Annotated in this window: 9 protein-coding genes and 1 pseudogene; 5 read left to right on the forward strand and 5 right to left on the reverse strand. The window is 70.7% G+C overall.

Annotated features, from left to right (window positions below; genetic code table 11):
• Positions 1-54: 54 nt before the first annotated feature.
• Both Q4V64_RS44045 and Q4V64_RS44050 read left to right on the forward strand, forming a co-directional pair.
• A complete protein-coding gene (locus Q4V64_RS44045) occupies positions 55-741 on the forward strand; it encodes a DUF3159 domain-containing protein (protein WP_124438051.1) in 687 nt (228 codons plus the stop codon).
• A 163-nt stretch (positions 742-904) separates the two neighbouring features.
• Complete coding sequence (locus tag Q4V64_RS44050) at positions 905-2,614, forward strand: CocE/NonD family hydrolase (protein WP_124438097.1); 1,710 nt, start codon at positions 905-907, stop codon at positions 2,612-2,614.
• Between the two features lie 64 nt (positions 2,615-2,678).
• Here Q4V64_RS44050 and Q4V64_RS44055 read toward each other — a convergent pair whose 3' ends face one another.
• Positions 2,679-3,377: a class I SAM-dependent methyltransferase gene (locus Q4V64_RS44055; RefSeq protein WP_253266776.1), complete on the reverse strand. Its 699-nt coding sequence runs from the start codon at positions 3,375-3,377 to the stop codon at positions 2,679-2,681.
• Positions 3,378-3,568: 191 nt separating this feature from the next.
• Between Q4V64_RS44055 and Q4V64_RS44060 the strand changes: the two are divergent.
• Positions 3,569-3,851, forward strand: a pseudogene (locus Q4V64_RS44060) (IS5/IS1182 family transposase); the annotation flags it as partial.
• 77 nt (positions 3,852-3,928) lie between these two features.
• Here Q4V64_RS44060 and Q4V64_RS44065 read toward each other — a convergent pair.
• The gene (locus Q4V64_RS44065) at positions 3,929-5,695 is read right to left on the reverse strand and encodes an SGNH/GDSL hydrolase family protein (protein ID WP_124438049.1); all 1,767 of its coding nucleotides are present in this window, start codon (positions 5,693-5,695) and stop codon (positions 3,929-3,931) included.
• Positions 5,696-5,872: 177 nt separating this feature from the next.
• On the opposite strand from Q4V64_RS44065, the gene Q4V64_RS44070 reads away from it, so the two are divergent.
• Positions 5,873-6,280, forward strand: coding sequence for a DUF6278 family protein (locus tag Q4V64_RS44070; protein ID WP_124438048.1), 408 nt, complete (start codon positions 5,873-5,875; stop codon positions 6,278-6,280).
• Between the two features lie 320 nt (positions 6,281-6,600).
• Here Q4V64_RS44070 and Q4V64_RS44075 read toward each other — a convergent pair whose 3' ends face one another.
• Complete coding sequence (locus Q4V64_RS44075; RefSeq protein ID WP_124438047.1) at positions 6,601-8,160, reverse strand: alpha/beta fold hydrolase; 1,560 nt, start codon at positions 8,158-8,160, stop codon at positions 6,601-6,603.
• A 116-nt stretch (positions 8,161-8,276) separates the two neighbouring features.
• Positions 8,277-9,035 carry a hypothetical protein gene (locus tag Q4V64_RS44080; protein ID WP_172629045.1) on the reverse strand — a complete coding sequence of 253 codons (759 nt, stop codon included), beginning with the start codon at positions 9,033-9,035 and terminating at the stop codon, positions 8,277-8,279.
• Between the two features lie 331 nt (positions 9,036-9,366).
• Here Q4V64_RS44080 and ggt point away from each other — a divergent pair, with 331 nt between their 5' ends.
• On the forward strand, positions 9,367-11,166 hold the full coding sequence (gene ggt, locus Q4V64_RS44085; protein ID WP_124438046.1) for a gamma-glutamyltransferase: 1,800 nt from the start codon (positions 9,367-9,369) through the stop codon (positions 11,164-11,166).
• 15 nt (positions 11,167-11,181) lie between these two features.
• Here ggt and Q4V64_RS44090 read toward each other — a convergent pair whose 3' ends face one another.
• On the reverse strand, positions 11,182-13,725 hold the full coding sequence (locus tag Q4V64_RS44090; RefSeq protein WP_124438045.1) for an ATP-dependent Clp protease ATP-binding subunit: 2,544 nt from the start codon (positions 13,723-13,725) through the stop codon (positions 11,182-11,184).
• Positions 13,726-13,744 lie beyond the last annotated feature (19 nt).

Here is a 13,744-nt window from a genome sequence, read left to right on the forward strand (position 1 = left end):
TCGTGGTTCCCATCGCATCGACGGCACGGGTTCAGCGAAGACCGAGGAGACGCCATGACCGAGCACCACCGCACCGACACGGCCGGGCACCACCCCGCCGACAGGACACCGGCCGAGCCCGCCGCGCAGAGCGAAGCGCATCAGAAGCTGCTCGACCAACTCGGCGGTACGAAGGGGATGGTGTACTCGGCGATCCCGATCGCGGCGTTCGTCGCGGCGAATGCCGCTCTCGGGCTGCCGCTCGCGATCGGCATCGCACTCGCGGTGGCCCTGCTGATCACCGTGTGGCGGATGGCGCAGGGGGAGCCGTTCACCGCGGCGGCCGGCGGTGTCTTCGGCGTCGCGGCCGCCGGCGGCGTCGCGGCGTGGACCGGCTCGGCGGGTGGCTTCTTCCTGATCGGCATCTGGGCGAGCTTCGCGGGCGCGATGCTCCTGATCGTCACGTTGCTGGCCCGCAGGCCGGTGACCGGCCTGCTGTGGAACGCGCTGCACGGCAACAGGCACGCGTGGCGGGGCGACCGCCCCAGCCTGCTGGCGCACGACGTCGCCACCGCCACCCTGACCGTCCTGTTCGCAGCACGGTTCGGCGTGCAGCAGTGGCTCTACGAAAGCGATGCCACGGGCTGGCTGGCTCTCGCCAAGGTCGCTATGGGCATGCCCCTGCTCGCATTGGCTCTGCTGGTCGTCTTCTGGGCGTTCCGCCGGACGACCAAGCGGCTCGTAGAGCCGGCGACCCAGTGAGCCGGCGACCCAGTGAGCCGGCGAGCCGGTGGGCCGGGCGATGGCCCGGCATGACCGTGCCGCGACGGCACGGTGCCACCTCGCACCAGCAGAGCCCGTGCCAGCAGAACCCCTCGTTCCCGCCGAACTCAAGGTCGGCCACACGTCGTTTCCGGAGGAGACCATGAAGAAGATTCCCGTGCCCGCCGCGGCCACTGCGGCAGTCGCCGCGCTGGCGTTGGCCGGTGGGTCCGTCGGCGCTGCCGGCGCGGCACAGTCCGCTGCCCCCACGGTAGCCACCGCCGAGGACCCGGTGACGCACAAGGACAACGACCGTGTCCCCAAGGGCGCGGCGTGGACACAGCACTACTTCCCGTCCTCGGACGGCTCCGGCACCGAGCTGCACGCCGATGTCCTGCTGCCGGAGAAACTGCCCCAGGGCGAGAAAGTGCCGGTCATCCTCTCTGTCGGCGCCTACTTCGGCCACTCCGGAGAGCTCACGGACGAGAAGTGGCCGAAGACAGGCCCGTCCGATCGCTTCGAGGACCTCGTCGAGGGAGGCGACCTGTTCGACCGGGGCTACGCCCTGGTGCAGGTGGACCTGCGTGGCTTCGGCGGGTCCAACGGCTGCCTCGACTACATGGGCAAGGGCGAGCAGGCCGACGTCAAGGCGGCGATCGACTGGGCGGCGAAGCAGCCGTGGTCCACCGGCAAGGTCGGCATGTACGGCAAGTCGTACGACGCGACGACCGCCCTGGTCGGCAACAACCTGGACCCGGACGCGCTCAAGGCCGTCGTCGCCCAGGAACCCGTCTGGGACATGTACCGCCTGACCCGCTCCAACAGGGTGCCGAAACTGGGCGGGGTCCTCGCCCCCAACTCCTACAACGAGATAGCGCAGTTGCCGCCGCTGCCCGACGACCAGGAGCGCTACAAGAGGAACAGCCGGTACGAGCTGAAGCACCCCGAGTGCACCGCGTACGACACGGACAACAACCTCAAGGCCGACTCCGAGGATCCGTACTGGCAGCAGCGCGATCTGGCGAAGCAGGCCAAGGGCAGCGACACCCCGCTGTTCTTCACCCAGGGCTTCATCGAGTCGAACACCAAGCCGGAGGCGATGCAGGAGTACCTCGCGGGCCACCAGGGCACCGAGCGCGGTTGGCTCGGCCAGTGGGACCACGTACGCGGCAACGAGCGCACCGAGGACGGGCGTCTGCAGATGGGGCGGGCGGGCTGGTTCAAAGAGGTGATGTCCTTCTACGACCAGCACCTCAAGGGGATCGCTCCCACGACCGACTACCCGGCCTTCGCCGTCCAGGACAGCACCGGAGCCTGGCGTTCCCAGGACACCTGGCCCCTCTCGGGCCGGTCCGCCGACGTGGTGCTGCGCGACGGGTCCTACGTGGACCAGGGCGAGCCCGGCGGCTCGGCGAGCTTCCTCACGTGGTCCGAACCGGTCGAGCGCGACATCCGCATCACCGGGACCCCCCGGATCGAGATGGATACCAAAGGCAGCGGCAACGTCATGGTCAAGCTGTACGACGTCGCACCGGACGGCTCCGCCGTCATGTTCGACGAGCAGGTGGCGATCGTGGATGCCTCCGGCCACGTGGCCATGGACCTCAAGTCGACCGACTGGTGTCTGAAGGCCGGCCACTCCCTGGCCGTCGAGATCGGCACCGTCTATGACGGCGCGTGGATCGACACCCCGACCGGCGACCGCATCAAGGTGACGGACGCGCGCCTCGGCCTCTCCGTCGACGACCCCTCCGACGACCAGGCCACCGAAGGCAAGCGCTCGCCGTACCTCGATACCTACGTAAAGGCGTACACGAAGAAGAAGTTGGCGACGCAGCCCCCGTCGTTCACGGTCCCTTCGGCTCGTGACTGATACCCGGACGGCCCGGCGCGCACCAGGGACCGCGTGCTGCTCGGAAGTCACACGGGGACCCTCGTCAGCCTGAGGCATCCCGGCTCTTCGCGTCGGCGCGAAGACAGCCCGAGTTTGCCACCTGACCGAGGAACGTCAGCCGGGTGTCCGTGGCCATGTGCTTCTCGTAGGCCTCTTTGATTCCGGGCCACTTGGGGTGCCCGAAGTCGTCGAGTACGACGATGCCGCCGGGGGCGGAGTGGTCGCCGTCGATGATGATGACTCCGTAGGAACGGTCGGAGACCGGGGCGCGCACCTCGGCGTCCTCGGAGAAGCCCTGCTGGATGCGGGCCGCGGCTCCGGCCGTGCCCGCCAGGGCCAGATTGGTGCGCACCGCGGCCCCGCGCACGGGGGCGCCCGTCAGGTCGTCCCGCTCGGTGGTGCCGGGCTGGAGCTCTAGGCCGGCGAGCGGGCCGACGATCGTCAGGCTGGGGTCGCGGCCCGCGCGCTCCATCATCCGGATCAGGGCCGCGCCGAACATTCCGTACAGGGTGCCGATCTCCAGGATCTCGTCGTTCGGCGGGTCGAGCAGCGGTACGGCGGAGAGCTTGCCGCAGATGTTCATGGTGCCGCCCGCGATCCGGCCGACTCCGAGCGCCTCCAGGGCGATGAGCAACCGGAACGACTGGGCGATATTGCGCTCCGCGCCCGCGCTGTCCCCGGTCATCAGCGCCAACTCGTCGATGGCGCGCTTGAGATGGACCTCGGCGGGGAGTCGCGACACACCGCGCCCTGTTCCGTTGAACAGCAGCTCAAGAGGCCGCTGGCGCTGGCGCAGTGCCGTCAGCTCGCGCTGCAGTCCGCCGTCGGGGCCCGGTCGGCGATCGGACGCAGCGTGCGCCTGCCTGGCTTACTCAGGTCTGCGAGCCTGCGGATGTGGTGGACCTCCACCTTTTCTGTCGACCCGCACATCTCGCAGGCGACAGCCCCATGTTCATCCACGTACTGGACGGCTTACGGATCCAGCGGCGCGGACCCGGCCGGCCACGCAGCCGTCCCGATCGCGTCCGCGGCGACAAGGCGTACTCCAGCTGCGACAACCGCGCCTGTCTGCGGCGACGGGGCATCAAGGCCACCATCGCCCAGCCCGAAGACCAGTTGGCCAACCGCAGGCGCAAGGGCCAGTGCCGTCGAGCGATGCGTCAACAAGTGGAAGCAGTACCGCGCTGTCGCCACGCGGTACGACAAACGCGACTAGATCTTCAACGGCACCCTGACCGTCACGGCCGTCGCCATCTGGCTCCGAGACATCGTCCAAGAGCCATCAGAAACGCCCTAGCCCTGCAGCAACGCCAGGTCCACCGACTCCGCGAGCGCGGCCAGCCCCGCGTCCCCCGGATGCAGATGGTCCCCGCTGTCGTAGGCGGGCAGCATCCGCGCCGGATGCGCGGGGTCGCATACCACCCCGTCGAAGTCGAGCACGCCGTCGAACACGCCCGCGCTCCGGATCCACGCGTTGACCGCGACCCGCTCCGCGTCGACGGCGGTCGTGCACCGTGTCTCGCCCTCGCACGGCAGGACGGTCGCCGCCAGCATCCGCAGCCCGCGCGCGTGCCCCCGGTCCGCGAGTTCTCGCAGCCCGGCGATCACCTGCGCCGCCGTGGCACCCCACCGCACGTCGTTCACGCCCTCGAAGACGACAGCCGTACGCGCGGACGTCTGGGCGAGGACGTCCCGGTCGAACCGGTGCAGCGCGCTCACCCCGCCCGTGTCGGTGGACACCCCGTCGCCGGGATACCGGTCGGTGACCACACGGTTCGCGGAGATGCCCTGGTTGAGCACCCCATAGCGCGGGACCACATTCTGGTTCAGCAGCCGTGTGGCCAGCACATTGGGCCACCGCCGGTTCGCGTCCACCGTGGACTGGTCGCCGTCGGTGATCGAGTCCCCGAGCAGCACCACCGAGCCCGGCCCGCCGCCCACGTCCACCCCGGTCAGCAGCGGCCAGCTCGTCATCACCGAGGTGTACGCCGCCGGGGAGGCGTCCGCCGCGTGATCGCCCGGCTCGCTCACGTACGACCGCTGCAGCGCGAGCCGGTGCACGGGCGCGGCGGACACCGACAGGGGCAGGTGGAAGCTCACCAGCAGATTGGTGTCCGCCGGTACCGCGAAGCCCAGCGGATCACTGAACGCCTGTGTCCCCGCCGGGATCTCGACCCCCGCCGTACCCTGGAAGGTCAGCGGCACCGGCGCTCCCCGCGCCGCCGCGCCCCGCGCCTGCACCGCCACCGTGACGCTGCCGATCCGTACCGGCGCCGCCGCGAAGGTGTTGTCGAACCGCAGCCGCACCCGCGGCCCGCCCACCGACGTGTGCACCACGAGCCGTACCGTCCGGTCCGACCAGGGCCCCACAGCCGTATAACCGGACGTGGCCGCCGCCCAGCTCCCCGACCAGCCCGGCGCGGCGGCCCGCACCGACAGCGCGAAGACATGCAGGTCGGACGCGAGCGGCAGCCGTACGGAGACGACCTCGCGCCCCGGTACGAGCGGCACGGTCACGACGTACAGCCGTGCCTGCTCGGTGAGTTGGCCGCCGGGCGTGTTGATGTGCGGCAGCGCGAGCGCCTTGGTGGCGAGCGGGCCGGTGCGCCAGTCGGGGGCGGTCAGCCGGTACGAGGAGCGGCTGCCGTTCGCGTACGAGACCGTGCCCGTGGCGCCTACCGCGTCACCGCCCGTGCCCGCCACGAGGAAGGCGAGCGCGTCACCGCGCCCCCGCACGCGGACGTCCTGTCCGGCGGCCCGCACATTGTCCGGCTCGCCCGGTTGCCGCCCCGGCCAGGTGAGCCGGGCTCCCTGCACGGTGAGGGTGCGGCCCGGTGTCCAGCCGGCGGCCGTGAGGTCCCGCGCCGACAGGGAGGCGCCCGAGCCGTCGAAGTCCGCCTCGCCCGGGAGGGCGTCGTCGCTGACGGCCCTGTTGTCGAAGAGCCGCTCCAGGGGAGGAGGTTCCGCCCCTCGGCCGGGGGCTGCCGACGCCGAGCCTCCCGGGAGGAGGGCGGCGAACAGGGTGAGGGCGACCGCACCACCCCAGAAGCATCGGCGCACGGCCGACTCCTTCCGTTCACGACGGGACAGAGAGACGGGACGAAAGACGCTTCGTGAAGCTAAAGAGACATCGGTGAAGCGTCAACGAGCCATGCGTGAACATGGCGTGAAGTCGACCGGAATCGCGGGCCCGCGCGCCTGTGGTGCGCATGGCAGGGTGGATGACACGCTGGGTGTATGAAGATCCCTTTTCTGGGCGGCCGGCGGGAGAAGCCCGGCACCCCCGACCCCGAGGGCATCGCCGAACTCCTCTCCGAGTGCGAACTGCTGCGCTCGCAGGCGGCCCAGGAGGGTGTCCGACTCGACGACACGGCGGCCTCGCTGGAGGCCCTGGACCAGCTGGTGCCGCGCTGGCGGGACGACGCGGAGGTCCTGCCGTGGCTCGGCAACGACGCCGGGCTCTACCTCGGCACGGTCATCGTGCGGACCGTCCCCGGAGCCACCTGGGACCTGTGGCCGGACGGCCAGCCCGTCATCCGGCTCGCCTCCGGCCGTGAGTTCGACGTCGTGGCCTCGGGGCACGAGTGGGCCGCCAGCGGGGTGCCCGAGCTCTCACAGCTGTACGCCGAGGTCGCCGAAGTGTGAACCCGTGGTGCGTGTCGCGGCTCAGCCCGGATCTTCGCCCGGACAAGTTACGGCGATCACCAGAGCGGTGACCGCCGCCCCGCTCGGTGCCCGCAGTCGGAGATCACTGCTAGGGCCTGTGTCGAAAGTGGCGCCTGCCGGGCGGCGCCCGGCACGCTCCCCCACTGCCTCAAGGGCGTGGGAGGTGCCCCCACTCGCCGCACCGGGCGAAAAGCCCAAGTACATCCAGTACGAGGGCTTCCGCCCGGCACGCCGAGAGCACGCACCGGACGCCGCCCGGCCCGCCCTTCGGGCGGACGACGCCACTTCCGACACAGGCCCTAGCACAGCGGAATCGACACGTACGACGGGTCGATCGCCGGCGAGGAGAAGGTCAGCTGCGCGCCGGCCGGGTTGTGCTCGACGTAGAGAGGGTCGACGGTGTCGACCACCAGGGCCAGCCGGTGCCCTGCCGGGACGTCGTAGGCCGTGGAGAACAGCTCGAGGTCGACGTCGAACGGCTTCCCGGGTGTCCGCCCGTGGAAGGTGTACGGCGCGTTGCTGACCAGCTTGCCGAGGCCGAGCGGCCCCACGTCGTAGAGGTAGGCGACGAGGGTGCCGCTCTCCTTGGTCGGGGTGAGCGTGGTGTGCAGCTTCGCGGTGCCCCGCACCCGTTGGGCGGTGGCGTACTTCTCCGACTGCCATACGGCGGCCCAGCGGCGGGGGAGCAGGGGGATCGAGGCGATCGGGGGCAGCTGGGCCACCTGGTCGAGGATGCTGGAGAGGAAGACCACCCCGCCGTTGGCACCGGAGTCGACGTTCGCGCGGATCGTGGTGGTGCCCGCCAGGGCGATCTTCTTTCGGGTCGCGCCGACCGACTTCCAGTCCGGGTAGTCCTCGTAGCCGCCCGAGGAGCGGGACTTGAGCCGTACCGGCTGTTCGCGGTCGATGCCGTTGTTCTCGCCCTTGAGGTAGCGGTCGAACCAGCGCTCGGTGTCGGTCCACACGTCGTTGGGCAGGCCGAACAGTCCGGTGACCTCGGCGGTCGCGTGGTCGCCGGGGCGCATCTGAAGTCGCTTGGGGCCGGTCAGCTTCTCGTAGAAGTCCGTGTACTGGTTGGGCGGGAAGATCGTGTCGCCCCAGGCGTTGGCGAGCATGACGGCGGTGTCGTTGCTGTTGAGCCGGTCGACATAGGTCGCAGCGGAACGTTTCTTCCCCCAGGCGACGATCTCCGGTTCCTCGGCCAGATTGGAGGCGTAGAAGTCGTCGAAGATCTGCCGCAGTTCGGCGCTCTGGCGGCCGGTGACCAGGCCGGCGCCGTCCAGGAGCCCGGCGGCCTGGACATGCTGGGTGCGGCCGGAGTAGATCGAGTCGATCAGGTCGGCCCAGCCGCTGAGGGACGCGACCGCCTTCACCCGCTTGTCGTGCGCGGCGGCGAGCAGGCTGATGCCGGCGCCGTACGAGACGCCCGCCATGCCGATGTGCCGGGCGTCGGCCGGGGTGTTGGCGAGCGCCCAGTCGATGACCCTGGACGCGTCGGCTATGTCGGGTGGCCCCGCCACTTCTATCTCGCCGCCCGATTGCCAGAAGCCGCGCACGTTGTAACTGACCACGATGTAGCCGGAGTCGGCGAGCTTCTGGGCCTGGGCGAGGTACTCGACCTGGGGCAGACCCCAGCTCGTGGGCAGCACGAGCAGCGGGTAGCGGCGCGTGGTGTCGGCTCCGGCCGGCGTGACGACGTTCGCCTTGAGGACCGTGCCACCGTCGCCGGTGATGTCGACGAAGCGGATGCCGGTCGCCGCCTGGGCGGTGGGGGCGAGTCCGAGGGTGCCACCGGCGATCAGGGTCGCGGAGACGGCACCCACGGCGGTCGTACGCAGAGCCTTGCGATGGTGTCCCACTTGTCACTCCTCACTCGTGTAAGTGCAAAGTGACCCGACGGTAACCTCGGTCTCTTACCGTAGGTAATCCGTCGGTAAGTTACGTGGGAGTAACGATTGTTGGAATGTGCTGAAACCTAGGAGGCGCGGTGGGTATTGCGCGGAGCCGCCGGTGCCGGCAGCGGGGTCTGCGCCGCCCGGGTCACGTCCGCGACCAGTTCGACGACATCGGGGCCGTACGCCTGTGAGTTGACCACCTTCAGCAGCAGGGCGAAGGAGTTGTTGCCGTGCTTGCGGGTGAGCCGTTCGTGGTTGCGGGCGAGGTAGCGGGTCGCGGCCTGGTTGGTGATCGCGGTCTGGCCGCAGAAGAGGAAGACGGGGCGGGTGCCGTTGCTCTGGTCGACGGTGAGCCGGGCGAGGAGCGCGTACTCCGCTTTGCCGACCTCGACGCGGTAGCGCTCGGAGCCGATCTGGAAGGCGCCGCGGTCCGGGCTGGGTTCGGCGTCGACGTTCACGCGTACACCCGGGAGCAGGGAGGACAGGTGCGCCCCCATACGGCGATTCGACGCCGGCCCGCCCACACAGAACTCGGTGCGCTCGCCGAACCCCTGTCGTGCCACGTCGTGCGGGACGACCTGGGCGTGGGCGTTGCAGTCTTTGATCAGCGCGGCGAGTTCGAGCAGGGCGAACACGTCGTAGCGCATCACCGTCAGCTCGGGGCCGCCGGCGCCGCGGTTCACCACCAGCAGTGACTCGGCGTTGTCCGGCAGCCCGAAGAAGGCCTGCTTGCGGCGCAGTTTCCGCTTCCACAGGTAGGTCCGGGCGAGCCAGCCGAGCGCGGCGCTGATGCCGGCGGCCACCACGCCCAGGACGAGGTTGCGCACGTCGTCATTCATGGGCGCGCATGCTAGTACCCCGGCAGGCAACGTTCGCCCCGTCGCGACGCCCGGCACGCTCCCCCACTGCCTTAAAGGCGTGGGAGGTGCCCCCACTCGCCGCACCGGCCGAAAGCCCAAGTACGTCCGGTCCATCGACGGAGCCTTCCGGCCGGCACGCCGAGAGCACGCACCGGACGCCGCTCCTCAACGGGCAAACGCTGCCTGCCGGGGCACTGGCGGGCGAACGCAAACCCGTGTTCGACACGGGGCGCGCCGGGTGTTCGTGCGGTCCTGACGAGGGCATGGCGAGGGGATTAGGCTGCGCGCACGGTCTCTTCTGGAGGTGCGGATGCGTCGCCCTGTCGCGCGGAAGCTGTCGGTCCTGGCGGTGTCGGTCGCCGTGGTGTCGGTGGGAGCGGCCGCGCCACCCACCCCTCAAAGCTCCGCCGTTGAGAAATCGCCCCTGGCCGTCGGCTACGGCGGCGCGGTCGCCAGCGTCGACGCGGACGCCTCCGCCGCCGGCATCGAGGTGCTGAGGAAGGGCGGCAACGCCGTCGACGCGGCCGTCGCCACGGCCGCCGCGCTCGGCGTCACCGAGCCCTACTCCTCCGGCATCGGCGGAGGCGGCTACTTCGTCTACTACGACGCCAAGTCCCGCAAGGTGCACACGATCGACGGCCGCGAGACCGCGCCGCTGACCGCCGACGAGAACCTGTTCACGGAGAACGGCAAGCCGCTCGCCTTCGCCGACGCCGTCAGCAGCGGTCTCAGTGTCGGCACGCCGGGCACGCCGGCCACCTGGCGGACGGCGCTCGACAAGTGGGGCAGCAAGCGGCTCGGCAGCGTGCTGAAGCCGGCCGAGCGGATCGCCCGGGACGGATTCGTCGTCGACGACACGTTCCGCTCGCAGACCGCCGCCAACGAAACCCGGTTCCGGTACTTCCCGGACACCGCCGAGCTGTTCCTGCCGAACGGCGGGCTCCCCGTCGTCGGCTCCACCTTCAAGAACCCCGACCTCGCCCGCACCTACCGGGAGCTGGCCGAGAAGGGCGTCGGCGCCCTCTACCACGGCGAGTTGGGCGACGACATCGTCGACACCGTCAACGACCCGCCGGTGGATCCGAATTCGGGCTGGAACGCCCGCCCCGGCGAGCTGTCGGAGAAGGACCTCGCGGCCTACGGCGCCAAACTCCAGGCGCCCACCAGGACCTCGTACCGCGGCCTCGGCGTCTACTCCATCGCGCCCTCCTCCTCCGGCGGCACCTCCGTCGGCGAGGCCCTCAACATCCTGGAGAACACGGACCTTTCCAAGGCGAGCGAGGTCCAGTACCTGCACCGCTACATCGAGGCCAGCCGGATCGCGTTCGCGGACCGGGGGCGCTGGGTCGGAGACCCCGCCTTCGAGGACGTACCGACGAAACAGCTGCTGTCGCAGCAGTACGCCGACTCGCGGGCGTGCCTCATCAAGGACGACGCCGTACTCACCAGCCCCCTCGCGCCCGGCGACCCGCGCAACCCGGCGGCCTGCTCCACCGGCGGAACGGCGGCCCCGACGACGTACGAGGGCGAGAACACCACGCATCTGACGGCGGCCGACAAGTGGGGGAACGTCGTCGCCTACACGCTCACCATCGAGCAGACCGGCGGCAGCGGCATCACGGTCCCCGGCCGCGGGTTCATCCTCAACAACGAGTTGACGGACTTCTCCTTCGCCCCGGCCAACCCGGCCGTGCACGACCCGAACCTGCCGGGTCCGGGCAAGCGGCCGCGCTCGTCCATCTCGCCGACGATCGTGCTCGACCAGCACGACAAGCCGGTGGTGGCGCTGGGTTCGCCCGGTGGCGCGACCATCATCACGACCGTGCTGCAGACGCTGACCGGGTTCCTCGACCGGCGGCTGCCGCTGGTCGACGCGATCGCCGCGCCGCGCGCCAGCCAGCGCAACGTGGCCCAGACCGAGCTCGAACCCGGCCTGTACGGCAGCGAGGTGCGCAAGCAACTGGAGGCCATCGGGCACTCCTTCAAACAGAACCCGGAGATCGGCGCGACCACGGGCGTGCAACGCCTGCCCAACGGCAAGTGGCTGGCCGCCGCCGAGAAGGTACGGCGGGGCGGCGGCTCGGCGATGGTGGTGTATCCGGCGTCGTAGCGCTGCCGGGTGCGGTCACAACTCGGGGGCGGGCGGCAGATCTTCCGTACGGAACGTGAGCTGCCCGCCCTCGACGTCCACCGTCACCCGGCCGCCCTCCTCGATCCGGCCGTCCAGGAGCAGCCGGGACAGCTGGTTGTCGACCTCGCGCTGGATGGTGCGGCGCAGTGGCCGGGCGCCGTACTCGGGCTGGTAGCCGTGCTCGGCCAGCCAGTCGACGGCCGGGTCGGTGAAGTCGACCGAGATGCCCTGCGCGTGCAGCAGACGGCGGGTCTTCTCCAGCAGCAGGTTGGTGATCTGCCGCAACTGCTCGGCGGTGAGCTGGCGGAAGACGACGATCTCGTCGACGCGGTTGAGGAACTCGGGCCGGAAGTGCTCGCGCAGCGGCCGCAGGATCTGCTCGCGCCGCGCCTCCTCGTCCGCGTCGGCACCGCCCGCCCCGAAGCCGATGCCGGCACCGCGCCGGGTGATCGCCTCGGAGCCCAGGTTGCTGGTCATCACGATGACCGTGTTGGTGAAGTCCACCGTCCGGCCCTGCGCGTCGGTCAGCCGGCCGTCGTCGAGGACCTGGAGGAGGATGTTGAAGACGTCCGGGTGCGCCTTCTCCACCTCGTCGAGGAGAAGCAGCGAGTACGGGTGCCGGCGCACGACCTCGGTGAGCTGCCCGGCCTCCTCGTGGCCGACGTATCCGGGCGGGGCGCCGACCAGGCGGCTGACGGTGTGCCGCTCCTGGTACTCGCTCATGTCCAGGCGGACCATCCGCTCCTCGCTGCTGAACAGGGCCTCCGCGAGCGCCCGGGCCAGCTCGGTCTTGCCGACGCCGGTCGGGCCGAGGAACATGAAGCTGCCGATCGGCCGGTCGGGGCTCGCGAGCCCGGCCCGGGAGCGCAGCACCGCGTCGGCGACGACCCGGACCGCCTCGTCCTGACCGATGACCCGCTCGTGCAGATGCTCCTCCAGGCCGAGCAGGCGGTCCTTCTCCTCCTCGGTGAGGCTGCTGACCGGGATGCCCGTCTGCCGGGAGACGACCTCCGCGATCGCCTCGGCGGTGACCTCCAGGTCCATGCCCTCGTCGACTTCCTCGTCGCCGGTGGCCTCGACGATCCGCTTCTTCAACTCGCCGATGCGGTCGCGCAGCTGCGTGGCCTGCTCGTACTGCTCGTCCGCGACCGCCTGGTCCTTGTCCCGGGTCAGCTGCTCGACCTCGCGCTCCATGGTCCGTACGTCCGTGCCCTTGGTGCGGGCGCGCAGCCGGACCCGGGCGCCGGCCTGGTCGATCAGGTCGATGGCCTTGTCCGGCAGACGGCGGTCGGTGAGATAGCGGTCGGACATCTCGACGGCGGCCACCAGCGCCTCGTCGGCGTAACGGACCTGGTGGTGGGCCTCGTAGCGGTCGCTCAGCCCGCGCAGGATCTCGATCGTGTCCGCGACGGACGGTTCGGGCACCAGGATCGGCTGGAAGCGGCGGGCCAGCGCCGCGTCCTTCTCGATCCGGCGGAACTCCTCCAGCGTGGTCGCGCCCACGATGTGCAACTCGCCGCGTGCCAAGGCCGGCTTGAGGATGTTGCCGGCGTCCATGGCCCCGCCCTCGCCGCCGCCTCCGGCGCCGACGACGGTGTGCAACTCGTCGATGAAGACGATCAGTTGGTCGGAGTGGGCGCGGATCTCGCCCACGATGTTGTTGAGCCGCTCCTCGAAGTCGCCCCGGTAGCGGGTGCCCGCGACCACGCCGGTGAGGTCCAGGGCGACCACCCGTCGCCCGCTGAGCACGTCCGGCACGTCACCGTCGGCGATGCGCTGGGCGAGCCCTTCGACGATCGCCGTCTTGCCGACGCCCGCGTCTCCGATGAGCACCGGGTTGTTCTTGCCGCGCCGGGAGAGCACCTCGATGGTCTGTTCGATCTCCTCGTCCCGTCCGATCACCGGGTCGATACGGCCCTGGCGGGCCAGGTCGGTGAGATCGCGGCCGTACTTGTCCAGGGTGGGTGTGTCCGCGGTGCGCGGCCGTTCGCTGCGCGCCTGTGTGGTGTCCGGTGCCGCCTCGGGCGGCAGGCCGGAGGGTGCGAAGCGGGCCGAGTTGAGGATGTGCCCGGCCGCCGAGTCGGGGTTCGAGGCGAGCGCGCTGAGAACGTGCTCCGGGCCGATGTACCCGGCGCCGCGCGCCCGGGCCAGGTCGTGCGCGTCCAGCAGGGCGCGCTTGGCGGCCGGGGTCAGTGACAGCGAGGTCGGCGGCGGTGCCTCGCCCGGCGGGTGCTGGGCGGGGCCGGAGCGCTCGTCGATCTCCGTGGCCAGTGAGTCGGGATCCGCGCCGGCGCGGCTGAGTAGACTCCGGGTCGGCTCGGCGGACAGCGCGGCCCGCAACAGGTGCTGGGTGTCCAGATCCCGGCTGCCGTGCTCGGCGGCGTACTGGGCGGCGCCCCGCACCAGCTCCCGGGCGGGCTGGCTCAGCAGCCGTCCGATGTCGATCTGGCGGGGACCGGGGCGCGGTCCGCCGAAGAAGCGTGCGAGGAATTCTCCGAAGGGGTCGTAGCCCTCTGGGCCGGTGAAGCCGCTGGTCATGGCGTTCCCATCCGGCGTC

Origin of the sequence: Streptomyces sp. NL15-2K, assembly GCF_030551255.1 — a bacterium.
Lineage (GTDB): Bacteria > Actinomycetota > Actinomycetes > Streptomycetales > Streptomycetaceae > Streptomyces.

What these genes read in the sequence shown, in the direction of transcription:
- Q4V64_RS44050 (WP_124438097.1), top strand. Translation starts at nt 905, where the DNA reads ATGAAGAAGATTCCCGTGCCCGCCGCGGCCACTGCGGCAGTCGCCGCG.
- Q4V64_RS44090 (WP_124438045.1), bottom strand. Translation starts at nt 13,725, where the DNA reads ATGACCAGCGGCTTCACCGGCCCAGAGGGCTACGACCCCTTCGGAGAA.
- ggt (WP_124438046.1), top strand. Translation starts at nt 9,367, where the DNA reads ATGCGTCGCCCTGTCGCGCGGAAGCTGTCGGTCCTGGCGGTGTCGGTC.
- Q4V64_RS44070 (WP_124438048.1), top strand. Translation starts at nt 5,873, where the DNA reads ATGAAGATCCCTTTTCTGGGCGGCCGGCGGGAGAAGCCCGGCACCCCC.
- Q4V64_RS44045 (WP_124438051.1), top strand. Translation starts at nt 55, where the DNA reads ATGACCGAGCACCACCGCACCGACACGGCCGGGCACCACCCCGCCGAC.
- Q4V64_RS44080 (WP_172629045.1), bottom strand. Translation starts at nt 9,035, where the DNA reads ATGAATGACGACGTGCGCAACCTCGTCCTGGGCGTGGTGGCCGCCGGC.